This is a genomic window from Dehalobacter sp. CP, from assembly GCF_047652685.1.
In the GTDB taxonomy this organism is placed as follows: Bacteria; Bacillota; Desulfitobacteriia; order Desulfitobacteriales; family Syntrophobotulaceae; genus Dehalobacter.
The window spans coordinates 1268499-1294263 of sequence record NZ_CP157399.1; the positions used below are offsets into that span (position 1 = coordinate 1268499).

The window sequence follows — 25765 nt, forward strand, 5'->3', positions numbered from 1 at the left end:
AATAATATATTAAAATGAAAAAATTGCATTCTGCATTTCGTTTAGATTTCTGTGAACCTGCAAATAATGATTTTGTTTAACGATAGCTGGGAGTGTGCAAATTGTCAAAGAAAAAAAATAAACTTGTCAGTTATTCTAATATGATTGCCACTGTTGGGACAGCCATACTTGCTGTGACGGCACTGATTACCGTCTATATCACCGTATCTGCCTGGAACGAGGAGAGAGAAGCCAACCGTCCGTACTTTACGTTTAAGGATTCGCCCGAAGTGGTATTGAGAGAGTCGCCTGAATTTGAGATGGTTTTTACCAATGTCGGCGAGCATCCTGCCGTTAGTCTTTGGAGCAAGTCTATTGTTTTTCAGTCCGGCTTAAAGGAAAAACCGGTCACAATTGACGAATACGCGCTCGTCAATGATATTCCTAAAAATGCTTCGGCCACCTTACTGATTAGTCTCGAAGGCATCAACAAACAAAAGACATTAAAAGATGTGCCTCCCTATTTCTTTGTCATTGTTTTGAGATATGAAGACCCGATCATCAATGAAAGCTTTGAACAAACGCTGTATATCAAATGGAATGGTATGAAAGGCGGGGAAATCCTCACAACCAACCATGCGGAAGAAGCCGAGAAGGAACAGATCATTCAGTATTTTAAGCAAAATAGAATTAATTTATAGATAGCGTGAATGCAAATGATCTGGATATGAAGTCACCGTTTATTTGAAATTCGGATAGCTCATTTTGGAATGAAAGGTTATGATAACGGTATAGCAATTAATGGTTGCAACCTCAACAAGAAGTTGTGCGATTTGGATAAGGGGAAAACAAAATGGCAGATCTGATTTCCAGAGCAAGGGGAGCAATGCTCGGGGTGGCAGCCGGGGATGCGCTTGGGGCAACCCTTGAATTTATGAGCCGCGAAGAAATTGTTCATACCTATGGCCGACACCGGGATATGACCGGAGGGGGATTCTGGAAACTGGCGCCCGGAGAAATTACCGATGATACAGAAATGACCCTTGCGGCAGCCAACGGGATTCTTGAAGCCCCTGCAGACCCGGTAAAGCACGTCGCCCGTCATTTTCGGGAATGGTCCCGGCAAGAGCCCAAATGTATCGGAAATATCTGCCGGATGGTTCTGCAGGAAGGAATCCGGACAGAAGCGGATAACGAACAGGAATGGCTGCAAATCGCTGAGAATGCCCATCGACTCAGCGGCGGGAGAAGCGGCGGCAATGGTTCGCTGATGAGAACGGTCCCGGTGGTCATTGCCTATCACAATAACCTGCCGAAAATGACGGATCTGGCGGCAAGATTATCGGCGCTGACCCATTATGATCCACTGGCAGGAGCTTGTGTGGTTTTTTACTGTAAAATTGTCAGGGAATTGCTTTTAGGAGAAGATCTCCGCATCGTGCTGGAAAGGGCTCAGGCGGATGCTCCGTTTGCCCTGAAAATGAACTTAAGTACGGATCAAATGAAAACAAGCGGTTATGTTGTCCATACATTGGAAACGGCCTTAAACTGTGCCTTTCAGACCAATTCTCTGGAAGAAGCGCTGGTAATGGCCGTAAACCTCGGAGGAGACGCGGATACGATCGGCGCAGTAACCGGCGGGATAGCCGGTGCCTGCTATGGCATAGAGAACCTGCCTTCCAGGTGGCTGGAGAAGCTCTCGCGAAGAGATGAACTCTTAGCGCTGACGGACAGGCTGCTTGCTATTGATAGGGACCCGAAAATAGGTATTTGAAATTTTTTAGAAATCTACTATACTAAGATAATATAAGTGTTTTCGTAGGGGGTTACTGCTATTAATACATCAAATACATCAAATACATCAAATACATCTTATTCATCATCCAATTTCATTCAAAATATTATCCGGGAAGATTTAAAGCTGAATAAAAACAACGGCAGGGTACATACACGTTTTCCGCCTGAACCTAACGGCTATCTTCATATCGGACACGCCAAATCCATCTGTTTGAATTTTGGCACCGCGCTGGAATTTAACGGATGCTGCAATCTTAGGTTTGACGACACCAACCCGAGCAAAGAGGAAACTGAGTTTGTCGAGTCGATTCAGGAAGATGTCCAATGGCTGGGGTTTTCCTGGCAGGACAGGATGTACTATACTTCCGATTACTTTGAAAAGCTGTACGCGTTTGCCGTAGAGCTGATTGAAAAAGGCAAGGCTTTTGTCTGTGATTTGTCGGCAGAGGAAATACGGGAATACCGTGGGACGCTGACCCAGCCTGGAACGGACAGCCCTTACCGTACCCGTTGTGTCGAAGAAAATCTTGACCTGTTCCAAAGAATGAGAGCCGGAGAATTCCCGAACGGCGCGAAAGTGCTCAGAGCAAAAATTGATATGAGTTCTCCGAATTTAAATATGCGCGATCCAGTGATTTACCGCATCATGCATGCGTCGCATCATCGGACCGGAGACACCTGGTGCATTTACCCGATGTATGACTTTGCGCATCCTTTATCGGATGCGCTTGAACATATTACCCATTCGATCTGCACGATGGAGTTTGAAGACCACCGGCCGCTCTATGACTGGCTGACAGAACAGCTGATTGAAGGGGACAGGCCCCGGCAATATGAGTTTGCACGTCTGGATCTGACGAATACAGTCATGAGCAAAAGAAAGCTTCGTCAGCTGGTTGAAGGCGGCTATGTTCAGGGATGGGATGATCCTCGGATGCCGACGATCTCCGGTTTAAGGCGCAGAGGCTATACGCCGGAAGCGATCAGAGATTTCTGCGACCGTATCGGAGTAGCTAAAGCCAACAGCATTGTCGATGTCGCTTTGCTGGAACATTGCCTGCGTGAAGATCTGAATTCCAAAGCAAAGAGGGTCATGGCTGTTTTGGATCCGATCAAGGTCGTCCTGATCAATTATCCGGAAGACCAGGATGAATTCCTGGAAGCAGAGAACAGTCCGGAGGATCCGGAGGCAGGAGTCAGATTGATCCCGTTTTCGCGAACGATTTATATTGAACGCGAGGACTTTATGGAGGAGCCACCCAAAAAATTCTTCCGTCTTTCCCCCGGTAATGAAGTCCGGCTAAAACATGCCTATATTATTCAATGTGAAAGAGTCCTGAAAGATGAAGATGGCCAGATTATAGAAATCCATTGTACGTATGATCCGGACACCAAAAGCGGCGGATCGGCAAGCTCGAGAAAAGTGAAAGGGACGCTTCACTGGGTTTCGGCGGCCCATGCCGAAGATGCCGAGATACGCTTGTATGATTATCTGATCAGGGATGACCAGTATACGGAGGATGATTCAGCAGAGAGCGACGACTTCCTTGCCAGAATCAATCCGGACTCCCGGCAGATTCTAACAAGGTGCAAAGTTGAACCGGGTTTGAAAGAAGCTGATCCCGGCAGCAAATATCAATTCTTGAGACAGGGTTATTTCTGCGCCGACTTAAAAGACCATGCCAGTGATCATCCGGTCTTTAACCAGATCGTCGGACTGCGGGACAGTTGGGCAAAGATGAATAAATAATCTTGAAAATAATCTTAGAAACATGGTGAGAATTTTTTTGTTTTATGAAAGTAAAGAAGCATTCCGATTAAGGAATGCTTCTTGTACGTTGCTTCTAAAAGTGATCAAAGAGAAGTTAGATTCTCTGTCCGTTTTTCAACTGCTGCTCAGCAAATTGTATCATGCGTTTGGTCATATTACCGCCGACAGTTCCGTTTTCACGGGAAGTGCGGTCTGCACCCAGCGTAGCGTTCATTTCATTAGCGATCTCGTATTTCAGTTGATCCAATCCTTTTCCTACGCCCTGGACGGCAGGAGTGTTTGAATTTCTTTCACCAGCCATGTCATTTTCCTCCTAAAAATATAAGTTTTTTGTTTGGGAGTCGTTCTTATTATTTGTGAATTTGATTTTCTTAAACCCGGTAATTGTTTGCTTATATTTTAGGAAGTAACATATCTGGAAAAAGCTCATTGTAACCATTAATATGAAATTTTTTAAAAAAAATTTAGACGGCTTTTTCTCCCGATTCTCCTGTTCTGATCCGCACGGCGTTCAGCACATCATAGACGAAGATCTTTCCGTCACCGATTTCTCCGGTTCTGGCAGTCTCGGTAATGATTTCGATAACTTTATCCACGGATTCGTCCGGGACAATAATTTCGATTTTGTATTTGGGCAATAGATTGATGGTATAGGCATTGCCACGGTATACTTCTGTTTTTCCCTGCTGCAGTCCGCAGCCGATGACGTTGGTGACCGTCATTCCTTTGATACCGAATTTTCCGAGGGCTTCTTTCACATTTTCCAATTTGGCTGGCCGAATAATACACTCAATTTTTTTCATTTTATTCACCTCTTCGATCAATAATATTTTTGATAAACAGTATTTGCAAAAAAAATAGTCCCCGGGATTAAATCCCGAGGACATCGTTGTCCGTGTTTACTATTTATCTGAATCTATCGTAGCAGAATGCCGGCATAATGCAAGAAATTTAACCAAAGAATTTTGTATTCATTGCCGATCGGCCAATAAAAGTCCGGCGTTTCAAGGATTATGCACATTTTTGGAGAATTAATAGGTGATACTTATCCGATACAGGAGTTGACGATATGCCGGAAAACGAACGAATCACAGCCATTAGCGGACTTGTTGCCGAAAGGAACGAAGAAATCGTCGATCTGAGGAGGACCTTTCATCGCTATCCTGAATTATCTTTTCAGGAGTATCATACAGCAGATATGATCTTCGACAGATTGCATAAAGTTCCGGGCATTGAGGTGTCGAGACCGACAGAGACCAGTGTTCTGGCTGCCATTAAAGGCAGTATGCCGGGAAAAATGGTAGCGCTCAGGAGTGATATTGACGCGCTGCCGATCCAGGAAGAAAACGATCTGCCTTACCGGTCCCAAAATATTGGAACCATGCATGCCTGCGGTCATGACGGACATGCGGCCATGCTGGTCGGGGCTGCAAAAGTTCTTGCGGAACTAAGATCCGACATGAAAGGAGAAATCCGCTGCATCTTTCAGCATGCTGAAGAAAAACATCCCGGCGGAGCCCAAGATCTTGTCAAACTTGGTCTCCTGAACGGGGTCGATGCGGTTCTTGCTCTTCATCTCTTTACGTCTTTGCCTGCTGGCAAGATCGGCTTAGCCTCGGGCCCTTTAATGGCTGCCCCGGATAACTTTACAATATCGATATTGGGTAAAGGAGGTCATGCCGCGATGCCGGAGGATACCATCGACCCGGTATTGATCAGTGCACAGATCGTTACCGCTCTGCAAAATATCGTATCCCGTCAGACCAGCGCTCTGAAATCCGTAGTCTTGTCTATTACGAATATTCAAGGGGGCTCGGCCTTTAATATCATACCGGAGCGGGTAGACCTGAAAGGAACCGTCAGGACATTTGACAGGGACACCCGTTTGGAAGTTCCGAAACAAATGGAAAATATCATTAAAGGAATCTGTATTGCTTATGGCGCAAAATACACCTTCGATTATGAGCTCGGTTATGATCCTGTTGTTAACAGCAGTTCCGTTGTCGGCAAAGTAACGGAAATACTAAAAGAAGAATTCGGAGCAAAAGCATTGGTTAAAGCCAATCCGGTGATGTGGGGTGAAGACTTTTCCGCTTATCTTCATCGCTTACCCGGCATGCTGATATTCATCGGAGCGGGGAATAAGAAGAAAGGAATCAGCCATCCGCACCATCATCCGTGCTTTAATATTGATGAAGAGGCGCTTAGCATAGGAACCCGGGTTCTGGCATGCTCTGCGCTCGGACTGCTGGAAAGGATGTAACGGCGATGGAAATATCTAAAAAGATGCTAGGTTTGAATATCCTGTTATCGCAGGTGATCCTGATTGTTATTGCCCTGGGCCTCTGGGTCATGCTGAAATCATTGGACAGAGAAATCGTGCTGGCAGAAATGTTCACGATCGGTAGTTTAAGTAAAGCCTTGATTACGTTGGCCGTCGGCTGTGCCGTTCTGATTGCGTTTCAATTTTTCTTCTTGAAATATCTGCCGAAGGAAAGGCTGTTTGATGAGATTAACCTTATCCTGATGGACAAATTCTCACTGACAGAGCTATTTCCAATATTTTTCCTCGGTGCTTTCAGTGAGGAATTCCTGTTCAGAGGCATGATTCAGCCAATTTTAGGGTTATGGTTGACGGCTGTTGTCTTTACGCTGATTCACTACAGATATTGGCGCCAGGTGTTTATCCTTGTGGAAGTCTTCTTGATGGGAATCCTTCTCGGAGTTGCCTATGCCGTTTCTTTAACACTCTGGGTTCCCGTGTTATGTCATTTCATCGTCAACATGACAACAGCTTATTGGATGAAAAAGGGCACTTTTGAATTGATTTGAAAGACCAAAAACGTTTGCTATAATTGAATTGGGTTAAAGCATCATGACAAGATAGGAACAGGAATAGAAGGAGAACAAATGGCAACCGATTTGTGGAATTTGTTTATCGCTTTTTTTCGGGCGAGCAACTTGTCCTTTGGCGGCGGGCCGGCGATGATTCCGTTGATTCAGGCAGAGACCGTTGATAATCATCACTGGCTGACCAATGCGCAGTTTGCTGATGCTATTGCCATGGCAAATGCGCTTCCCGGGCCGCTTGGAACCAAAGTAGCGGCCTATCTAGGCTATCAGGTTGCTTCCTGGCCGGGAGCGATTGTCGCCTTGCTGGCAACGATCCTGCCTACAGTACTTGTATTGATTGTCTTAGGCGGTATCTTAAAAAAATATGCGAATTCCAGTAATTTGAAGGCCGCGTTGAGCGGTGTGAGACCCGTTGTGACTGCTTTGCTGATCATCGTAGCTTATGAAATGGCTGTTGATGCTTTTCAGATTCAAGTGCCTCTGGATTATACCACTGTATTGATCGCGGTCGGGTCTGCAGCAGCGCTGTATTATTTTAAAATTCATCCGGTATTGCTGATTGTCCTTTCCATGGTCATCGGTTACCTGATCTATTGATTTGCTCGGTTTGAACATTTCAAATTCAGATTTTGGGAGTATGACATGAAAGTGCTTTGGGACTTATTTATTGCTTTTTTCAGAGCCAGTAACTTTAGTTTCGGCGGCGGGCCGGCCATGATTCCGATCATCCAGAAGGAAACGGTGCACAAATATCAATGGCTTACCAATGAAGATTTTACAAACGTTGTGGCCATATCCAATTCTTTGCCGGCACCGATCGCGACGAAACTGGCAGGAATGATCGGACATAGAGTCAAGGGTTGGAGCGGAGCGCTGGCTGCAATCATTGGCGCTGTTCTGCCGACGGCGCTTATTATGATATTCTTGGGTCACCTGCTGATCAACTATGCTGACTCACCTGCACTGCAGGCTATGCTGAAAGGGGTCAGACCTGTCGTTGTAGTGCTTTTGGCTCAGTCGGCGCTGCAGATGGGTCAGAGTGCTTTTAAGGATAAAGTGACCTGGGTCCTGGGGATTACAGCTTTTGCCATTATGCTGATTTGGCCTGGATTAAATCCGGCATTTCTGGTTGTCATTTCCATGATTCTGGGGATATTCATTTTTAAAAAAAATTTTGAATCAGAAATACACTGATCTTTCCGTCTATACTGTTGCCCGGGTAGAATTCAATGTTTCGGTTTAAGGGGGTGGGTCTGGGTATGAATCAAACAGAGGTCTCATTTGATGAAATCTATGAGGAACTATTCCCGTCTGTTTACAGGTTTGTCTGTCTGAGGATTCCTTCATCAGAAATTGAAGATGTTACTTCCGAAGTCATGGCTAAGGTCTGGAGATCACTGGCCGGCTTTGAGGGAAGAAGCTCTTTGAAGTGCTGGGCGTTAAAAATTGCTTCGAATTATATCGCGGATTTTTACCGGGGCAGGAAACAGGTTAATCTGATTCCGATTACAGAAGAGATCCAGGATGCAAATAACAGCAGGGATTATGGGGAGGACCTGGGTACTGTCCTTTCTGTAAGTAATACCCTTTCTCAGTTGACAGAACATCAAGTAGCTGTGATCCAATTACGGCTGATCGATGGATTCAGCGCATCCGAAACGGCGACAATTCTCGGTACCACGCAACAGGCGGTAGACAGCCTGCTCTACCGGGCCAAAAAAAGTTTCCGGACAGCCTATCAGGCGGAAGTGGCTGGAGGTGAATGCTGATGTCTGAAGATAAAATAAAAGCCATGTGGGAAGAAGATGGTGATCTCATGCGTCTTAAGAAATTTTTTGGTTATGTCTATCAGGACGACGGTCTTAAGGAGCGGATCAAAGATAAAACCCGGGGAAAAATTTTGGATTCTGTTAAAAATCAGCCGCTGGAAAACATGACCTTCGTAGCTGCTGAAGCCAATACCAGCATTCCTTTCTTGCAAACACGGCAAAAGAAGAACAGATTATCTGCGCTCGCAGCACGGCTAAAAAACAAACTTTTATATGGAAATAAAAAAGCATTTGCATTGATCGGCTGTGCCGCTGTCGTAGTGCTGGCCGTTGGTCTTGGCGTAAATGGAATCCTGATGGGGGATGGTTTGCAGAAACAGGTCAGTTCACTGCAAACGACAACAGATCGTGCCACGGATGATATGGCGAATGGATCTGCAGTGAGCCCTCCTGATGCCGGTGTTGCGACTGAATCTACCGGAGGGGTAGCAACTGACTCCGCTAATTCGGTTTCTCCTTCGTTTACTGGATCTGATGCTCAGAAAAAAAGTTTGGAGAATTCAGTTCCAAATGGATCTGCAGAATATGATTTTTCCCGGCAGAAAACCATTTATATGCTCAATATTTCCCTGAAGGCAGATGATGTCAAAGTTGCGTCAAAGGCACTCGAGGAGAAAGCTAAGACTCTCGGCGGGTACGTCGCCGAATCGACCCGGACCAATTATGACGACAGTGTGACGGCTTTTCTTTCTTTAAGAATACCTTCAGAACAATTTGAGACGTTTAAAAACAGTATTTCTCAGTTCGGCATCGTCGTCAATGAACACCAGAATACCGAAGATGTATCGATGGCTTATTTTGATACAGAGACCCGTTTAAGATCTTGGGAGGCTCAGGAAAAACGGTATTTGGAAATTCTCCAAAAAGCGAATTCTGTCGAAGACATTCTAAAAATTGAAAACTCCCTGGCTGTTGTCCGACAAGAGATTGAAAGCCTGAAAGGGCAGCTTAAATACTATGATAACCGGGTGGAATACTCCCAGGTCACCATCAATATTGAGCAGGCCCGGAACGACCTGACGGTCAATAATCCCTGGCAGCCGATATCGCTGAAGAATACCTTGATTGCCGTGAAGAATGCTCTGATCAAGACTGTAAGCTTCCTCTGGAATGCGCTCAACTATGTGTTGGTCTTCATCGGCTATGCGCTGCCGGTATTGGCGGTTCTGCTGCTGATCTGGCTGGTCTGCCGGATCATTAGAAAACGCAGGATGCTTTCGGAGAAGAGCTTTAGACGAAATAAGGAAGATGAAAAATAAAACCTTATATTTATAACGAAAAGATCGATGATAAAGCTAGGATGTCGTTGTACGACGCTACATCCTAGCTTATTTTTTATAGATTTATTTTAAATAAAAAAACAGAGAAATTCCTGGAATTAGAAAAATAATCACTAATTAGTAGCTACTAAGAGATATTACGTATTACAGAGATATAATGCGAGTGACTTGAGTTTATTTTATAGACTCGATGTGAAAAAGTATGGAAAGGGGGTGTTAACGTGTTGAATGTAGTTCTCATTTTTGTTGTTGGAATGCTCTTTTTAGCAGGTATTTTAGCCCTGAGACCTTACGCAAACAAGGCGGACAAAAAGAAAACTGTGCTTAATTGGTTTCTGTATTTGGTCTGGTTTCTGATTACTTGTATCGGGTTATCTTTCATTGTGCTTAATGCTCAGATTGGTCATGTCAAAGCTACGAGTACCGGAATCTTTCTCTTTTTTGGGCTATCCATCGTTATCGGAATCGTATTAGCAAGATTAGTGGGATTGATAGGTCTAGGTAAGAAACAAAAAAGTTCTAATTTGACGAGTTAAGAGGTGAGAAGTAATGTCAAAATTTCTAGAAGAAAAACAGCAGGAACAAGGATTCCAGATGAATCGACGTAAATTTTTGAAAGCAGGGGCTGCTTCGGCACTGGCAGTAGGGGTTGTTGGCGCAATCGGAGTTTTGCCGTCAGAAGCTATGGCAAGCCAGACAGGTTCTCAAAACGGAGCCAAATCCAAGCTGCATCCCAATGCAGATTATGGTGGTGCCACTGTCCGGTTCGTTGAGAATAATGATCAATGGCTCGGAACTTCAAAGATCGTCGGTTCTATTAAAAAAACTCATGCAGCAGACGCAGGATTCAATTATGCTATTCGTGGTAAACTAACCCCCGAAGCTCAAAAAGAATCCTTCCACTATCACTTTGTTGGTAAACATCCTCTTAATGCTGCTCTTATGGGATTCGTCGGTGTTATCGGTCCAGACGCACTGTGCGGCGGGAAACCGGCTCCTGAAAAACTGCCGATTCCTGATCCTGCACAAATGTCCCAACACATTAAGGATTGCGCGTATTTTTTACGGGCTGACGAAGTTGGAATCGGCAAGATGCCCGCTTATGCTTATTATAGTTACAGGTCCCCTTCGCAGGATAATTTGTTTAAGAATGGGGATGATTTGTCTAAGTCAATTCCGGTCACAGAGAGGATGCCTTATGTCATTACGTTTATGGTTGACCAGCATTTGGAAACGATGTTGGGTTCGACTGGATATGATGGTATCAGTGCCGGTCAATCCTTCCGTTCATATCATGCGTCCGGTGTTATTGCTGTCATCTTAGCGAGTTATATTCGTAACCTGGGTTATAATGCCAGGGCAAATCATATTTCCAACTATGAAGCAGTCATGGGTCCCTGCCTGATAGCGTCGGGATTGGGCGAGCTATCCAGAACAGGAGACTGCGTAGCTCATCCCCGTCTGGGATTCCGCCATAAGTGTGCAGCTGTAACCACGGATTTGCCGCTCGTTCCCGATAATCCCATTGATTTTGGCTTGCAGGATTTTTGTCGGGTGTGTAAAAAATGTGCTGACAACTGTCCAGGCGGCGCTATTACATTTGATGATGATCCAGTCGAGCACAATGGATACTTGCGATGGAACTCTGACTCTCTAAAATGCACCATATTCCGGTCAACAAACAAAGAAGGCTCTTCCTGCGGCAGGTGTATGAAAGTATGCCCTTGGGATTCAAAGGAACAATCCTGGTTCCATGAAGCAGGTACTTGGATCGGCAGTAAAGGTGAGAACTCATCCAGATTGCTTAAGACAATCGATGATATGTTCGGCTATGGTACGGAACAGATCGAAAAATACAAATGGTGGCTGGAATGGCCCGAGAGGTATTAGCCGCCAAACAATAATCGGTTCAGTTTTCTCATTAGGTATATCTTTAAGCGGCCGGGGCTTTATCTTGCCGCTTAAAGATATACGAAAACAGATGTTTATTACTTGCAATGGGTCTTCATCAAAAAATATTGCAGAGATTTAATCGTCATTTGAAAAGAATCATCCTTCTTTTTTCTAATGACTTTTTTGGTTTCAGCAAATAGCCTTCGCTCAACCCATCGTAATGTACCTCAACTTTCCCATCCCTTTCAAGGGACTAATACCTATTAAATTTTAGAAGACTAGGCTTAAAACAACAAGAAAACCACCATAACGGGTATAATGAGAGTAACCATAGGATATTTTCTTTTAAAGGTGGGGATAACTTTGGAAAACGGGAAACTACCGGATTGTATAATAAAGATGCCTATTATTCCAACATTTGATCCCATTGAAGAGCTAAACATGTATACTTCTCTTGGAAGCCTGCATACATTTGCAAGAGGAAGCAAGATCGTTTCGCCCGGCATACCTTTTAGTAATGTTATTTTCTTGATTTCAGGACAACTTGACGTGAGCATGGTATCGCGGAATGGTGAGGAGAAGTATCTGCTTGAAGTTTTTAAGAACGGCATAGCGGTGGCTTTAAACCAAAATGATGATCATGAATTTCAAATTACTGCAGTAAAAGATTGCACTGTCTGTTTTTTTCCTTTGGACATGATGGTTGCAATATTATCGCAGAATACGCGTTTATTAAAAAATTTTATCTTGAATCTTATACAAAAAACGCAATACTTTATGTATCAATCAAGGGACTTCTATCAAAGCCGTCCTTCCGCTAGGGTATTCTCTTTTCTATATAACCTCTGTCTGACAAAAGGAAATCGGGTGAATGACTATTATGAGTTAGCGGTTGAGAATGTGTCACAAAAGACGATTGCCAAAATAACAGGAACCCATCCTGTGACCGTTTGTAAATTATTTACTTATCTTAGTAAAGAAGGCATTATAAAAAAGAATAGAAAAGTCATAAAGGTTTACGATCTCAATAAATTATGTAACCTTATTGCAAATGAGGAATTAACATATTAATTCTGTTGGGCAGGGGTAATATAAAATATCAGTAATTTAGATATCTATCAGTTTTTATTTCCCATAAGCATCAATTATGAGTTGCCATGACTTATATTTGAACTTAACGATCGATGGGAAAGCTAGGATGTCGCTGTATGACGCTACATCCTAGCTTTATTTATTTTAAAAAAAAGTTCCTGTATTTGAAAAATAATCAGCAATTAGTGGCCACTAAGAGAAATCATGTATTACAGAGATATAATACTAGTGATTCGAGATTGTTTTATAGACTCGATGTGAAAAAGTATGGAAAGGGGGTGTTAAAGTGTTGAATGTAGTTCTCATTTTTATTGTTGGAATGCTTTTTTTAGCAGGTATTTTAGCCTTGAGACCTTACGCAAATAAGGCGGACAAAAAGAAAACTGTGCTTAATTGGTCTCTGTATTTGATATGGTTTCTAATTACTTGTATCGGGTTATCTTTCATTGTCCTTAATGCTCGGATTGGTCATGTCAAAGCTACAAGTACCGGAATCTTTCTCTTCTTTGGGTTATCTGTCATCATCGGAATCGTATTAGCAAGATTAGTGGGATTGATAGGTCAAGGCAAGAAACAGAAAAGTCCAAATTTGACGAGTTAAGAGGTGAAAAGTAATGTTAAAATCTTTGGAACAAGAAAAAAAACAGCAGGAACAAGGATCCCAAATGAACCGACGTAAATTTTTGAAGGCAGGGGCTGCTTCTGCACTGGCGGCAGGGATTGTTGGCGCAATCGGAGTTTTGCCGGTAGAAGCTATGGCAAGCCAGACAGGTTCTCAAAACGGAGCCAAATCCAAGCTGCACCCCAATGTAGATTATGGTGGCGCTAGTGTCCGATTTGTTGAGAATAACGATCAATGGCTCGGAACTTCAAAGATCGTTGGACCTATTAAAAAGACCCATGAAGCGGACACAGGATTCAGTTATGCGATGCGCGGCAAACTTTCACCCCAGGCTCGTATAGAATCCAGTGGTTTTCATTTCGTTACTAAGCATCCTTTCAATGCCGCAATTGTGGGTTTTCTGGGTGCTATCAGTCCAGACACACTGGTTAGCGGTAAGCCGTCTCCTGAAAAGCTGTCGATTCCTGATCCTGCACAAATGTCCCAACACATTAAGGATTGTGCGTATTTTTTGCGGGCTGACGAAGTTGGGATCGGTAAGATGCCCCCTTATGCGTATTATAGTTATAGGAACCCTAGTCAGGATGATTTGTTTAAGGATGATTTATCTAAGTCAATTCCCGTCACGGAGAGTCTACCCTATGTGATTACTTTTGTAGTTGACCAGCATTTGGAAACGATGTTAGGTTCGACTGGATATGATGGTATCAGTGCTGGCCAATCCTTTCGCTCATACCATGCATCTGCTGTTATTGCTGTCATCTTAGCGAGTTATATTCGTAACCTGGGTTATAATGCCAGAGCACAGCATGCTGGCAACTTCGAATTAGTCTTGGGCCCCTGCCTCATAGCATCGGGATTGGGTGAACTATCCAGAACAGGTGACTGTACGATTCATCCCCGGCTGGGATTTCGCCATAAGGGCGGAGCTGTAACCACGGATTTGCCGCTCGTTCCTGATAACCCTATTGATTTTGGCTTGCTAGACTTTTGCCGGGTATGTGGCAAATGTGCCGAAAATTGCCCTGGAGGTGCAATCACTTTTGATAAAGATCCAGTTGAGCATAATGGTTACCTGCGTTGGAACAGTGACTGGAAAAAATGCACAGAATTCCGGTCAACGAATAAAGAAGGCTCTTCCTGCGGCATGTGTATGAAGGTATGCCCCTGGGACTCTAAAGAAAACTCCTGGTTCCATGATGCAGGTACATGGATCGGCAGTAAAGGTGAGACCTCATCCAGATTACTCAAACAGATTGATGATATGTTTGGCTATGGAACGGAACAAATTGAGAAATTCAAATGGTGGCTGGAATGGCCCGAGAGGTATTAGCTGCTAAGCAATAATAAGTTCAGTTTCCTTATTAGGTATATCTTTAAGCGGCTGGAGCTTCATCTTGCCGCTTAAAGATATATGAAAACAGATGTTCATTACATTAAAAATATTATGGAGATCCAAGCGTCATTTGAGAAAATCCTCCTTCTTTTTATAATGACTTTTTTGTTTTCAGCAAATAGACTACGCACAACCTATTATAATTAAATATTAGAAAACTAGGCTTAAAACAACAAGAAAATTACCATAACTGGTATAATGAAAATAAATTACAAACCCAATAACTAGTACTTTGGAGGTTTGCTATGACAAGTATTATATCAGATTAGATTACTGCATTCTCATCCTGACGCTGAGGGTAGCCTGTGGCTACCATTGATAATATGCACTTTGATAAACTTCTATAATCTGGCATAACTATTTGAAGCGGTATTTAAAAAATAATCAGTATTAAGCCTAATAGTTTATATTTTCTCTTAAAAAGGTGGGAATACTTTGGAAAACAGGAAAATACCAGATAATAAAATAAAGATACCTATTATTCCAGTATTTGATCCCATTGAAGAGCTAAATATGTATACTTCCCTTGGAAGCCTGCATACTTTTATAAAGGGAAGCAAGATCATCTCGCCCGGTATACCTTTTTATAGTATCATTTATCTGATTTCAGGACAACTTGAAGCGAGTATAGTATCGCGGACTGGTGAGGAGAAGTATCTTTTTGAAATTTGTAAGAACTGTATTGGGGTGGCCATAAACCCAAATGATGATCATGAATTTCAAATTACTGCAGTAAAAGATTGCATTGTGTATTTTTTTACTTTAGATATGATGGTTGAAATATTGTCGCAGGATGCTAATTTATTAAAAAAATTCATCTTGAATATCGTACAAAAAGTTCATTACTTCGAGCATCAAGCAAGGGACTTATATCAATGCCGTTCTTCGTCTAGGGTATTCTCTTTTCTATATGATCTATGTCTCACAAAAGGAAAACGGGTGAATGACCATTATGAGTTGGCGGTTGAGAATATATCACAAAAAATGATTGCCAAAATAACAGGTACCCATCCTGTGACCGTTTGTAAATTGTTTACTTATCTTAGTAGAGAAGGCATCATAAAAAAGAATAAAAAAGTCATAAAGATTTACGATCTTAATAAATTATGTAACCTTATTGCGGATGAGGAACTAACGTATTAAATCTATTCATAATTATTAACATCTAAAATTACCCCGAATTAATCGTTATATTTTTAGGCTTCGATAATTAAAAATGCGCAAAGGTAATGTAAAATATCAAGGATTTTCCCTTGATATTTTATAATTATGATGTGCTTTTATTTCTCTAACTCACCTTTTCGGGTATTGTATTCTTCCAGATCGATTTCCCCTTTGGCATATCGTTCTCGTAAGATGGTCATAGCGCGGTCTTCCGGTTTACCGGAGGTGTTCTTTCTGTCCAAATAACTTCTAATAAGCCTAACTGCAAGATAAATAATTCCTAGCCAGAAAAGCAATTGGATGATCATGGCAACAAATCCCATCCAGGAATAATTTCCTCCCATCATCCAGCCTCCATCTGGTCCATACCAGCCTCGCATCATTTTTTAGTTACCTCCTTATTATATTTTCTAGATTCTTCCTATGGCATTAAAAAAATGAATGCCTGGTTTTGAGATTCTATTTTATTTGATGAAACCATTGTAATCAATATTTTGTACCATTTGGGCCTGATTTATGAATAGCCGCAGATCCGGGGAAGGAAATGGAATGTATGAATATGCTGCAGTTTTTTGGCAAGGATAGTGACTGAAGGAAAGCCAAAGAAAATTCAGAATTTTGATTCTGAATTGTTAGAAAAATAATTTCTTGCGCATAAAGGGAATTTCTCGGTATTAGCGAAACAATATGTTTGAAAACTAAATCACGTCAGCAGATGAACAGAGAAAAATGATCGAGAAAAAGACCGAGAAAGACTAAGATGATAGGAAGATGAAAATGAGCCAGCAAAAATCATGGTTTGCTGTTGTGAATCCCCGGTCAGCAAATGGAAGAACGCAAGGACTTTGGCCAGGGTATTATCAGCGGCTTCGTCAGGCAGGAATACAGGTGGATTATGCACTGACCTCCCGCTCCGGGGGAGGAACAGAAATAACACGTATGGCTCTAGACGAAGGGTATCGGAGGATAATTGCGGTCGGCGGAGACGGAACTGTCAATGAGGTGCTTAATGGTCTTATTGAGAAGGACCGGCTTGTTGCGGACGATATCGAACTGGCTGTTTTTGAACAGGGAACAGGCGGCGATTTTGTAAGGACAATAAAAACAGGCAAAGAAAAAGGTCTGAAAGCCTTGATCAGGATGCTGAAGGAGCCCAATATCATTCTTTCTGATCTTGGCCGAGTTGACTTTCTGAATTTTGAAGGGGAAGAACGGACACGTTATTTTCTGAATGCATCCAATGTCGGAGTCGGCGCGGAAGCGGTCCACAGGACCAATTGCCGGAGTAAAGCGATGGGCAGCAAGCTCTCTTATCTGACCAGTACTTTAGAAGCTGTTCTATCGTACAAGAGCGTCTGCGTTTCTCTGAAAATGGACCAGGATACATTCTGGGAAGGGAATATCTGGGGGCTTATGGTCTGCAACGGTCAATATATTGGCGGCGGAATGCGTATTGCGCCTGATGCCCGCCTGGATGATGGTTTGTTCGATCTGGTTGTGATAAAAGAAATGAAGCTGTCTAGGCTCTTTTCACGCTTTCCGCTGCTTTATAAAGGTCAACATATCCATCTTCCTGAAGTCCAAGTGTTCCGCTGTAAGGAAATTGCACTGCATATGCCGGATTCCATACTTTTTGAAACCGACGGGGAGATCCCGGGGGTATGTCCGAAGGCATACCGGGTAATCCCTAAGTGTTTGAAACTATGGGTATAAGTTTCCGTTAACATTAAAACCATACGGATGAATACGCATATAGACGAAGATTCTGCAAGGTCAGCTAAAGACAAATATATGTCTGACCAATATTGACCTTTAAAGGAATTTTGCATATAATACAATTAATGGGTAAGGAAAGCAGTTTTGAGGTGGTGAAGACAGTGGATTTTAAAGATTATTATCAAATCTTAGGCGTTTCTCCGGATGCAGACAATAAGGCCATCAAAAAAGCATACCAGGCACTGGCCAAAAAGTATCATCCTGATTTAAACCAGGGTGATAAAGCCTCAGAAGAGAAATTTAAGGAAATTAATGAAGCCTATCAGGCGATATCCGATCCTGCCAAAAGACAAAAATATGATGATTTAAGGGCAAACTACCAGCAATGGCAGTCGCACGGCGGCAGAGGGAATTCTTTTGACTGGTCGGCCTGGCAGGAATCACCGGGGAGCAACCGCTATACCCGTACAATGACGCCGGAAGAGTTCGCGGAAACATTTGGGGACAGAGGTTTTGGCTCTGGTGCCGGCAGGGGCATGGGGGGATTTTCTGATTTCTTTTCCTCGATCTTTGGCATGGGAGCAGGCTATGCTGATGATTCCGATGATTATTATTCGGATAGGATCAGAAGACCGCAGGCCGGCAGGGACATTGAAGGTGAAATCAGTATTACGCTTGAAGAAGCCTATCATGGAACCAAACGGATGATTGAAGTCGGCGGCCGGAGAATTGAAGCCACTGTTCCGAAAGGTATTAAGCATAACAATAAAATTAGGCTCAGCGGACAGGGACAAGCAGGAGCGAAAAACGGAAACAAAGGAGACCTTCTGTTAACGGTAAAAATCATTCCACATCCTGTCTATACCCGGGACGGAGATGATTTGTCCGCCAACATCGAAATCGATTTCTTCAAGGCCGTACTTGGCGGAGAAGCCCGAGTCAAAACCTTAGGCGAAGATATATCCATCAAGATTCCTCCGCGCACCCAAACCGGAAAAAGTTTCCGTCTGAGAGGGAAAGGAATGCCTATTCTCAACAAACCGGGCCATTTCGGCGATTTTTACGCAAAGATTACGCTTGTCCTGCCCGAAGAGATGTCTGAGAAAGAAATGAGTACGCTTCAGGAATTAAGCCAGGAAAGAAACACCTGATTACTCCAGAGTTAGGTCTGCATGCCGCAATTACCGGCGTCAAGCGGAGCATGGAGGGCGCAATCTGCCGAAAGCGGTATTGTGGCATGCAGACCAGACCCAAATATGCTTACCTATTTATATATTCCGTTGACCTACCACAAATACCGGTATGTTAACTCAAAGGAGTGATACGCATGGCTTTTGATACCAACCGTTTTACCCAGAAATCCCAGGAGGCAATCATCGCTGCGCAAAACAACGCAGAAAGTAACCATAACAGTCAGGTGGAACCCGAACATCTGCTACTGGCCTTATTGGAACAAAATGAAGGCGTTGTGCCTCAGATTCTGAATAAATTAAATATTTCGCTAGCTAGCGTCAGCGAGAAGACCAAATCCAGCATCGCGAGACTGCCCAGAATGATGGGAGCGGCTTCTCAGTTGAGCATTTCTCCGAGAATGAGAACAGTACTGGTGAACGCCCATGACCAGATGGAACCGTTTGGGGATGATTATGTCAGCACGGAACATCTTTTGCTGGCCATTGTTGATCAGGCCGGCGGAGAGGCCGGAAAGACCCTGAAAGAAGCCGGAGTTACCCGGGAAGCCCTGCTGAAAGTTCTAAAGGAAATCCGCGGATCTCAGCGGGTTACCGGTCAAAATCCGGAAGGGACCTATGCTGCCTTGGAACAGTACGGCCGAAACCTCGTGACACTGGCCAGAAGAGGAAAACTTGATCCGGTTATCGGCAGGGATGAGGAAATCCGCAGAGTACTGCAGATTCTGTCCCGCCGGACAAAAAACAACCCGGTTCTGATTGGCGAACCAGGCGTAGGAAAGACGGCCATTGTCGAAGGGCTGGCCCAAAGAATCGTGCGCGGTGATGTTCCTGAAGCGATTAAGAATAAAGAAGTAATCTCCCTTGATATGGGCGTGCTGATTGCCGGTGCCAAATACCGCGGGGAGTTCGAAGAGCGGCTGAAGGCTGTTTTAAAGGAAGTTGAAAGCCGCGAAAATATTATTTTATTTATTGATGAACTGCACACTGTCGTCGGGGCAGGAGCTGCCGAAGGCGCGATGGACGCTGGCAATATGCTGAAACCGATGCTGGCCCGCGGGGAGCTCAGGATGGTCGGAGCCACGACCTTGGACGAATACCGTAAGCACATCGAAAAGGATGCGGCGCTGGAAAGACGTTTTCAGACGGTGATCGTTGCACCGCCCACAGTCGAGGATACGATCTCGATCCTGAGGGGCTTGAAAGAACGTTATGAGACGCATCATGGCGTCAGGATTACCGACAGTGCGATCATCGCAGCGAGTATTCTTTCCGACCGCTATATCAGTGAACGGTTCCTGCCGGACAAGGCGATTGACTTGATCGATGAGGCAGCGGCCAGGCTGCGGATGGAAATCACCAGTGAGCCGCAGGAACTCGACGATATCAAACGCAGAATCATGCAGCTCGAGATTGAAAGGGAAGCGTTGAAAAAAGAAAAAGACAAAGCGAGTCAGGAAAGACTGGCCAATATTGAAAAGGAACTTGGGGACCTGAAGGAAAAAAGAAGTGCCCTAGAGGCCAAGCTTCAGGAAGAACGCGAAAAATTGGGCAATATTCACAAGCTGAAGGAAGATATTGACCGGACGAGGGTGGAGATTGAAAATGCCCAGCAAAAATACGACTATAATAAGGCTGCCGAACTTCAGTACGGCGTACTGCCAAAGCTTGAGAAAGAGCTGGCCGAACTTGAACAGCTCGTATCGGGCCGGGAGAATACGCTGCTGAAGCAGGAAGTCTCGGCAAGCGATATTGCTGAGATCGTTGCCAAATGGACGCATATCCCAGTCTCCAAGCTTCTGGAAAGTGAAGCCGAGAAACTAATTACGATGGAGGAAAACCTGCATCAACGGGTCATCGGTCAGGATAAAGCTGTCCAAGCGGTAGCTGATGCGGTCCGGAGAGCCCGTACCGGTTTGCAGGACCCGAACCGTCCGCTGGGTTCATTCCTGTTCCTCGGCCCTACCGGAGTAGGGAAGACAGAGCTGGCCAAAGCCCTGGCAGAATTTCTGTTTGACAATGAACAAGCCCTGATCCGGATTGATATGTCGGAATATATGGAGAAGCATTCCGTAGCCCGGCTGATTGGGGCTCCTCCCGGCTATGTCGGCTATGATGAAGGCGGACAGCTGACGGAAGCAGTCCGCAGAAAACCGTACGCCGTCATTTTACTCGACGAAGTTGAGAAAGCGCATGGTGATGTCTTTAATGTTCTGCTGCAGCTGCTTGATGACGGCAGACTCACAGACGGCCAGGGCAGGATTGTCAATTTCAAGAATACGGTTGTGATCCTGACCAGCAATATTGCCGGACAGGAGATCCGGGAAATGAATGAAAACCACAGCAGTCCGGAATTGATCCGCAAAATGATCGAAGCCGAGTTAAGCCGGTATTTCCGGCCCGAATTTATCAACAGACTTGATGAGATCATCATCTTTGATCCGTTAAAGAAAGAAGATCTTGTCCGGATCGTGGAAATTCAGCTTGACCTGCTTCGGAACCGCCTCAAAGAAAGAGGACTTACCCTGACTTTAGCCGACAAGGCTTTGCACATGCTTACAGAAGAAGGCTATGATCCCGTATTCGGGGCCAGACCGCTGAAGAGAGTGATTCAGCAGCGGATCCAGAATCTGCTGGCTAAACAGATTCTGCAGGGTGAATTTCCAGAAGGCACCAAAATCCTCGTGGATTATGACCAGGACTATCAGTTTAAGAAGATTTAACAAAAAAACGATCGAACGAGTCTGAAACATTAATATAAAAAAACAACACGGGTTTTATCTGTTAAACCCATGTTGTTTTTATTATTATGACAGGGAATAATGCATAAATTCAGCTCTTTTTGTATATCCTGAAAATACTTAATTCTAAAATACTTAAGAATTTTGGAAGGTGGGATATCATGCAGCATAGTCAAAGTGAAATCAAGAAAATTCTCGATCAGGGAATGATAACAAGATCTCTAGTTGAAAGCGAAGTATCGATGAGGAAATGTGAAATGTTCAGTGAGATGGCTCACGACAGGGAAGTAAAAGCATTTTTCAAGGATCAGGCAAGCGCACTCGAGGGATTAAACGGCTTCCTTAAAAGTAAACTTGCTCAAATCATGTAGGAAGGGGATTATTAAGTTTATGAGTAATTTTTCGGATCTAGATATGATGTATGACTACGAAAAAGATGTCTCGGCAGCGGCTTCCGGGTATATGACATTTGCCACCAAAGCCTCGAATGATGAAATCCGGCACCGCTATCTTCAGCTGGCGAATGAAGCAAGTAAAGTCTATGAACGGCTTGGGAAACTTATTGAAAAATCCGGAGGATCGATCTAAGATTATTTGTTAGCAAGTGGAGATCCATGAGTAAAAAAGACGGGAAGGTTATACAGCGGTATAGCCTTCCCGTCTTTTATTTGCCTTGTTTTAAGAATCGATCTACTACGCAAGCTGCTTAAACAGATTCGCGGTTTCAATCGCGGTTACGGCAGCATCAAAACCTTTATTGCCGGATTTTGTGCCTGCCCGTTCAATGGCCTGTTCAATCGTGTCGGTGGTCAGAACGCCGAAGATCACAGGAACGCCTGTTTCCAGACCGACATTGGCGACACCTTTGCTGACTTCGCTGCTGACATAGTCAAAATGCGGCGTAGCCCCTCTGATCACTGCGCCAAGGCAGATGACCGCATCAAAGCGTTTTTGTTCAGCGATCTTTTTGGCGGCCAACGGAATTTCAAAAGCACCGGGGACCCAGACGAGTTCGATATTGTCCTCATCAGCGCCATGTCTTTTCAGCGCATCCAAAGCGCCGCCAATAAGCTTATTCGTAATAAACTCATTAAATCTTCCGGCAACAATCGCAAACTTTAAATTCTCAGCCAACAGTTTTCCTTCAATGGTTTTCAAATGATATCCATCCTTTCTTTTGCAGCCTGTTTGGTCATATTTCTTTTAGGCTATTTGGTTATGATATTTGGTCTTTAGTTCTCTATACTCCTTAATGTCTTTGTCATTCGTCAATTAAGGATTGCCGATTATCACTGGTCAGCGAATATTGGTCAAAAAATGGCCCATTTTTTCTTTTTTAGTTGACAGGTAGTATTCATTTTCAGGTTTCGCGGGCATTTCAATTGGGACGCGTTCGGTAACTTGAATGCCGTAGCCTTCCAGACCTACGATTTTCTTGGGATTATTCGTCATCAGACGGACTTTGGTGATACCGAGATCAGCTAATATTTGAGCACCGACGCCATAATCACGCAGATCAGGCGGGAAACCCAGCGCCAGATTTGCTTCGACAGTGTCTTTGCCTTCTTCCTGAAGTTTATACGCCTTCAATTTATTCAGAAGTCCGATTCCGCGGCCTTCCTGGCGCATATAGAGAAGCAGGCCGCGCCCTTCGCGTTCGATTTGCTGAATGGCTGCCGTTAACTGGTCCCGGCAGTCGCATCTTCGCGAATAAAAAACATCTCCGGTCAGACATTCGGAGTGGACTCTGACCAAAACGGGTTCCCCGTCGCCGACATTGCCTTTGACCAGGGCCAGATGTTCCTTGCCGTCAATTTTACTTTTAAAACCGACTGCCTTAAACGTCCCAAATTCTGTTGGGAAATCAATACTTTCGGCTCTTTCGATAAGTCTCTCGTTCAGGCGGCGGTAACTGATCAAATCTTTGATCGTCACCATTTTCAGATTGTGTTTTTCCTTAAATTTCAGCAGGTCGTTCACTCTGGCCATTGTCCCGTCTTCATTCATGATTTCACAAAGGACCCCGGCCGGTTCAAGACCGGCCAGCCGGGCCAGATCGACCGATCCTTCGGTATGGCCGGCTCTGACAAGGACACCGCCTTCCCGGGCCTGCAGCGGGAAAATATGACCCGGTCTGCGCAAATCTTCCGCCTTACTATCTTTATTAATCAGCACCTGAATCGTAGCAGCCCGCTCAAACGCGGAAATTCCTGTGGTGCTGGTTGCGGCATCAACGCTGACCGTAAAAGCTGTGCCGTGGGGATCTGTGTTGTTCCGGACCATCAGATCCAAATCCAGTTCTTTAAGCCTTGCGGCAGTCAGGGAAGTACAGATCAACCCCCGGCCGTAGGTAGCCATAAAATTGATCGCGTCAGGAGTCACCTTGGAAGCAGCCATGATAATATCGCCTTCATTTTCCCTGTCTTCATCATCGACGACGATAATCATTTTGCCCTGACGGATATCTTCGATAGCCTCCGGAATGCTTGCAAAAATATTTTCTTGTTGTGTCATCTGTTTAAGCTCCTTTCGTTAGATAAAACGTTTGCTAAACGTTAGATAAAACCATTTTCAGTTAGAAATGCGAGGGAAATTTCCGTTTTGGTTTGGGGCGGGCTGTGGTCCTTTTGCAGGAATTTTGCTACATATTTTCCGATGAGATCGGTTTCAAGATTCACCGTAGAACCAACGCGTTTAAAGCCGAGTGTCGTATGCTGAAAGGTGTGGGGGATCAAGGAGACGGTAAAAAAGGCATCCCCGGCATCAATGACCGTTAACGAGATTCCATCAATGGCCACTGACCCTTTCGGCAGCAGGGAGGAGGTTATCTCCGGGGAGGTTTGAATTCGATAGATTTGAGCAATGCTGACCGGACTGATGGCAGTAATTTTTCCGGTGCCATCGACATGACCGCTCACCAGATGGCCGCCCAAACGGCTTTGCAGCTGCAGCGCTCTTTCCAGGTTGACTTTTGTCTGCGGCTTTAATTCTTGAAGGTTTGTTCGCTGCAGGGTCTCGTACATAACATCGACAGAAAAACTTCCGGAACCAATGGCGGTCGCTGTAAGACAGACCCCGTTGACGGCAATGCTGTCTCCGATTTGGGATCCCTTTAGCACAAGTGAAGCATCAATGGTTAATCTGGCGGAGTCTTTCAGCAGGTCTATGTTTTTTATTGTGCCCAGTTCTTCAATGATTCCGGTAAACATTATTTGTCACTTCCCATTTTATTGGTATGGTTATAGTCAACTGTTCCGGTAAAACTATAATTTCCTCCCAGCTCACAGACCGCTAGTTGACTGACATTTACTGCCTCAGACATGCTGGTGAGGTGCAGGCCTGAGAGCGGGGAGAAGCCTGATCCGGCCAGTTTCGGGGCCATCATAAACATGATTTGATCAATCAGCCTGGATTCCAGCATTTTACCGGCAAGCGTACCGCCGCCTTCCAATAAGATGCTGTTTAAGCCTCCGGCCGCGATATCTCTCAGCAGATCCGGCAAGGGAACCTGTCTGGAGGTATCATACTGCCAGATATCAACCTTGTCGGCAGCAAATGTTTCACGCATTCGCAGCAGTTTGTTCTGGTCAGCAGCTTTTGTTGTCGCGATGATGCAGCGGCTGGCGGATTCGTTCCGGAGGACCTGCGCGTTCAACGGAACAGACAGGGAACCATCGACGACTAGCCGGACCGGGTCCCGGCCATTCTCAATATTGCGGCAGGTTAAGAGCGGGTTATCCTGAAGGACTGTTTGACTGCCGACCATAATGACGTCAAAAGTATTTCTTAGGCCATGGACGAAATGTCTGGCCTCTTCCGAAGTGATCCATTTGGAGTTTCCTGATTCTACGGCAGTCCGGCCATCGAGCGTCATTGCAGCTTTATAAAGTACAAAGGGCATTTTTGTGGTAATCGCTTTCAGAAAAGGCTCATTAATTTTTCGGGCTTTTTCAGCCAGCAGACCTGTTTCGACAAGAATACCGGCATCCTGCAGCTTTTTCACACCCTGACCGCTGACCAGCGGATTCGGATCCGTCATCGCTACAATTACTTTCTTTACGCCTGCTGCAATCAGCGCATCGGTGCAGGGAGGTGTACGGCCGTAATGGGAGCAGGGTTCCAGTGTGACATAGACATCGGCACCTTCTGCGCTTGATCCTGCAGCATTTAAGGCATGGACTTCCGCATGCGGCGTACCGGCTTTCCTATGGTAGCCTTCCCCGACAATCTGACCGTCCCGGACAATAACACAGCCCACAAGCGGATTTGGACTGGTTCTGCCTGCTGCCAGTACGGCAAGATTCAGCGCGCGTTCCATGTAGTTTTTATCTTCTGCGGTAAAACGATCAGGCAATGGATGTACCCTCCAGTCATTAGCGTGTCAACGACAAATGGAAATATAAATCATTGATAAATTATGAAAAAATAATAAAAAATGCCCG

27 protein-coding genes are annotated in these 25765 nt (G+C 44.5%); 20 read left to right on the top strand and 7 right to left on the bottom strand.

What is annotated here, in order from left to right:
• The first annotated feature begins 92 nt into the window (after window positions 1–92).
• From AAH944_RS06470 to AAH944_RS06480, 3 genes are all read left to right on the top strand, one after another.
• Window positions 93–680, top strand: a complete 588-nt coding sequence (locus AAH944_RS06470) for a hypothetical protein (RefSeq protein WP_415537462.1) — start codon at window positions 93–95, stop codon at window positions 678–680.
• A 152-nt stretch (window positions 681–832) separates the two neighbouring features.
• Window positions 833–1753 (top strand): ADP-ribosylglycohydrolase family protein, encoded by a 921-nt coding sequence (locus tag AAH944_RS06475; RefSeq protein ID WP_415537464.1) that lies wholly within the window; start codon window positions 833–835, stop codon window positions 1751–1753.
• Window positions 1754–1813: 60 nt separating this feature from the next.
• Window positions 1814–3526, top strand: a complete 1713-nt coding sequence (locus AAH944_RS06480) for a glutamine--tRNA ligase/YqeY domain fusion protein (RefSeq protein WP_415537809.1) — start codon at window positions 1814–1816, stop codon at window positions 3524–3526.
• Between the two features lie 115 nt (window positions 3527–3641).
• Here the strand turns inward: AAH944_RS06480 and AAH944_RS06485 are convergent, their stop codons facing one another.
• On the bottom strand, window positions 3642–3848 hold the full coding sequence (locus AAH944_RS06485) for an alpha/beta-type small acid-soluble spore protein (RefSeq protein ID WP_015042608.1): 207 nt from the start codon (window positions 3846–3848) through the stop codon (window positions 3642–3644).
• 163 nt (window positions 3849–4011) lie between these two features.
• Window positions 4012–4350 (bottom strand): P-II family nitrogen regulator, encoded by a 339-nt coding sequence (locus tag AAH944_RS06490; RefSeq protein WP_025205581.1) that lies wholly within the window; start codon window positions 4348–4350, stop codon window positions 4012–4014.
• A 266-nt stretch (window positions 4351–4616) separates the two neighbouring features.
• Here AAH944_RS06490 and AAH944_RS06495 point away from each other — a divergent pair, with 266 nt between their 5' ends.
• The 12 genes from AAH944_RS06495 to AAH944_RS06550 all read left to right on the top strand — a co-directional run bounded on the left by AAH944_RS06495 (window position 4617) and on the right by AAH944_RS06550 (window position 15655).
• Window positions 4617–5810 (top strand): amidohydrolase, encoded by a 1194-nt coding sequence (locus AAH944_RS06495; RefSeq protein ID WP_415537467.1) that lies wholly within the window; start codon window positions 4617–4619, stop codon window positions 5808–5810.
• Window positions 5811–5815: 5 nt separating this feature from the next.
• Entirely contained in the window at window positions 5816–6379 is a 564-nt protein-coding gene (locus tag AAH944_RS06500) for a CPBP family intramembrane glutamic endopeptidase (RefSeq protein ID WP_015042611.1), read from the top strand.
• A 78-nt stretch (window positions 6380–6457) separates the two neighbouring features.
• Window positions 6458–6997: a chromate transporter gene (locus AAH944_RS06505; protein WP_368292519.1), complete on the top strand. Its 540-nt coding sequence runs from the start codon at window positions 6458–6460 to the stop codon at window positions 6995–6997.
• Window positions 6998–7042: 45 nt separating this feature from the next.
• The gene (locus AAH944_RS06510) at window positions 7043–7594 is read left to right on the top strand and encodes a chromate transporter (RefSeq protein ID WP_368292518.1); all 552 of its coding nucleotides are present in this window, start codon (window positions 7043–7045) and stop codon (window positions 7592–7594) included.
• Between the two features lie 65 nt (window positions 7595–7659).
• On the top strand, window positions 7660–8169 hold the full coding sequence (locus AAH944_RS06515) for an RNA polymerase sigma factor (RefSeq protein ID WP_368292517.1): 510 nt from the start codon (window positions 7660–7662) through the stop codon (window positions 8167–8169).
• Window positions 8169–9488 carry a DUF4349 domain-containing protein gene (locus AAH944_RS06520; RefSeq protein WP_368292515.1) on the top strand — a complete coding sequence of 440 codons (1320 nt, stop codon included), beginning with the start codon at window positions 8169–8171 and terminating at the stop codon, window positions 9486–9488. Before AAH944_RS06515 ends, AAH944_RS06520 begins: the two co-directional genes overlap by 1 nt.
• Window positions 9489–9730: 242 nt before the next feature.
• A complete protein-coding gene (locus AAH944_RS06525) occupies window positions 9731–10045 on the top strand; it encodes a hypothetical protein (RefSeq protein ID WP_019225509.1) in 315 nt (104 codons plus the stop codon).
• A 13-nt stretch (window positions 10046–10058) separates the two neighbouring features.
• Window positions 10059–11399, top strand: coding sequence for a reductive dehalogenase (locus AAH944_RS06530; protein ID WP_415537471.1), 1341 nt, complete (start codon window positions 10059–10061; stop codon window positions 11397–11399).
• Window positions 11400–11765: 366 nt separating this feature from the next.
• Window positions 11766–12473, top strand: coding sequence for a Crp/Fnr family transcriptional regulator (locus AAH944_RS06535; protein WP_368292512.1), 708 nt, complete (start codon window positions 11766–11768; stop codon window positions 12471–12473).
• A gap of 307 nt (window positions 12474–12780) precedes the next feature.
• A complete protein-coding gene (locus AAH944_RS06540; protein ID WP_368292510.1) occupies window positions 12781–13095 on the top strand; it encodes a dehalogenase in 315 nt (104 codons plus the stop codon).
• A 13-nt stretch (window positions 13096–13108) separates the two neighbouring features.
• Window positions 13109–14449 (top strand): reductive dehalogenase, encoded by a 1341-nt coding sequence (locus AAH944_RS06545; RefSeq protein ID WP_368292509.1) that lies wholly within the window; start codon window positions 13109–13111, stop codon window positions 14447–14449.
• A 498-nt stretch (window positions 14450–14947) separates the two neighbouring features.
• Window positions 14948–15655, top strand: coding sequence for a Crp/Fnr family transcriptional regulator (locus AAH944_RS06550; protein WP_368292507.1), 708 nt, complete (start codon window positions 14948–14950; stop codon window positions 15653–15655).
• A gap of 137 nt (window positions 15656–15792) precedes the next feature.
• Here the strand turns inward: AAH944_RS06550 and AAH944_RS06555 are convergent, their stop codons facing one another.
• Window positions 15793–16059 carry an SHOCT domain-containing protein gene (locus AAH944_RS06555; RefSeq protein WP_368292505.1) on the bottom strand — a complete coding sequence of 89 codons (267 nt, stop codon included), beginning with the start codon at window positions 16057–16059 and terminating at the stop codon, window positions 15793–15795.
• Window positions 16060–16453: 394 nt separating this feature from the next.
• Here AAH944_RS06555 and AAH944_RS06560 point away from each other — a divergent pair, with 394 nt between their 5' ends.
• The 5 genes from AAH944_RS06560 to AAH944_RS06580 all read left to right on the top strand — a co-directional run bounded on the left by AAH944_RS06560 (window position 16454) and on the right by AAH944_RS06580 (window position 21911).
• Window positions 16454–17389: a diacylglycerol/lipid kinase family protein gene (locus AAH944_RS06560; RefSeq protein WP_368292503.1), complete on the top strand. Its 936-nt coding sequence runs from the start codon at window positions 16454–16456 to the stop codon at window positions 17387–17389.
• 164 nt (window positions 17390–17553) lie between these two features.
• Window positions 17554–18543, top strand: coding sequence for a DnaJ C-terminal domain-containing protein (locus AAH944_RS06565; RefSeq protein WP_415537810.1), 990 nt, complete (start codon window positions 17554–17556; stop codon window positions 18541–18543).
• A 176-nt stretch (window positions 18544–18719) separates the two neighbouring features.
• Window positions 18720–21305: an ATP-dependent chaperone ClpB gene (gene clpB / locus AAH944_RS06570; RefSeq protein WP_415537475.1), complete on the top strand. Its 2586-nt coding sequence runs from the start codon at window positions 18720–18722 to the stop codon at window positions 21303–21305.
• A gap of 179 nt (window positions 21306–21484) precedes the next feature.
• Window positions 21485–21694: a hypothetical protein gene (locus AAH944_RS06575; RefSeq protein WP_415537477.1), complete on the top strand. Its 210-nt coding sequence runs from the start codon at window positions 21485–21487 to the stop codon at window positions 21692–21694.
• 19 nt (window positions 21695–21713) lie between these two features.
• Entirely contained in the window at window positions 21714–21911 is a 198-nt protein-coding gene (locus AAH944_RS06580) for a spore coat protein (RefSeq protein ID WP_015042626.1), read from the top strand.
• Window positions 21912–22016: 105 nt separating this feature from the next.
• Here the strand turns inward: AAH944_RS06580 and ribE are convergent, their stop codons facing one another.
• From ribE to ribD, 4 genes are all read right to left on the bottom strand, one after another.
• Entirely contained in the window at window positions 22017–22481 is a 465-nt protein-coding gene (gene ribE, locus AAH944_RS06585) for a 6,7-dimethyl-8-ribityllumazine synthase (protein ID WP_015042627.1), read from the bottom strand.
• A 138-nt stretch (window positions 22482–22619) separates the two neighbouring features.
• Window positions 22620–23837, bottom strand: coding sequence for a bifunctional 3,4-dihydroxy-2-butanone-4-phosphate synthase/GTP cyclohydrolase II (locus AAH944_RS06590; RefSeq protein WP_019226905.1), 1218 nt, complete (start codon window positions 23835–23837; stop codon window positions 22620–22622).
• A 41-nt stretch (window positions 23838–23878) separates the two neighbouring features.
• Complete coding sequence (locus AAH944_RS06595) at window positions 23879–24532, bottom strand: riboflavin synthase (RefSeq protein WP_415537480.1); 654 nt, start codon at window positions 24530–24532, stop codon at window positions 23879–23881.
• Window positions 24532–25677 carry a bifunctional diaminohydroxyphosphoribosylaminopyrimidine deaminase/5-amino-6-(5-phosphoribosylamino)uracil reductase RibD gene (gene ribD, locus AAH944_RS06600; RefSeq protein ID WP_415537482.1) on the bottom strand — a complete coding sequence of 382 codons (1146 nt, stop codon included), beginning with the start codon at window positions 25675–25677 and terminating at the stop codon, window positions 24532–24534. The genes AAH944_RS06595 and ribD overlap by 1 nt, the downstream gene beginning before the upstream one ends.
• Window positions 25678–25765 lie beyond the last annotated feature (88 nt).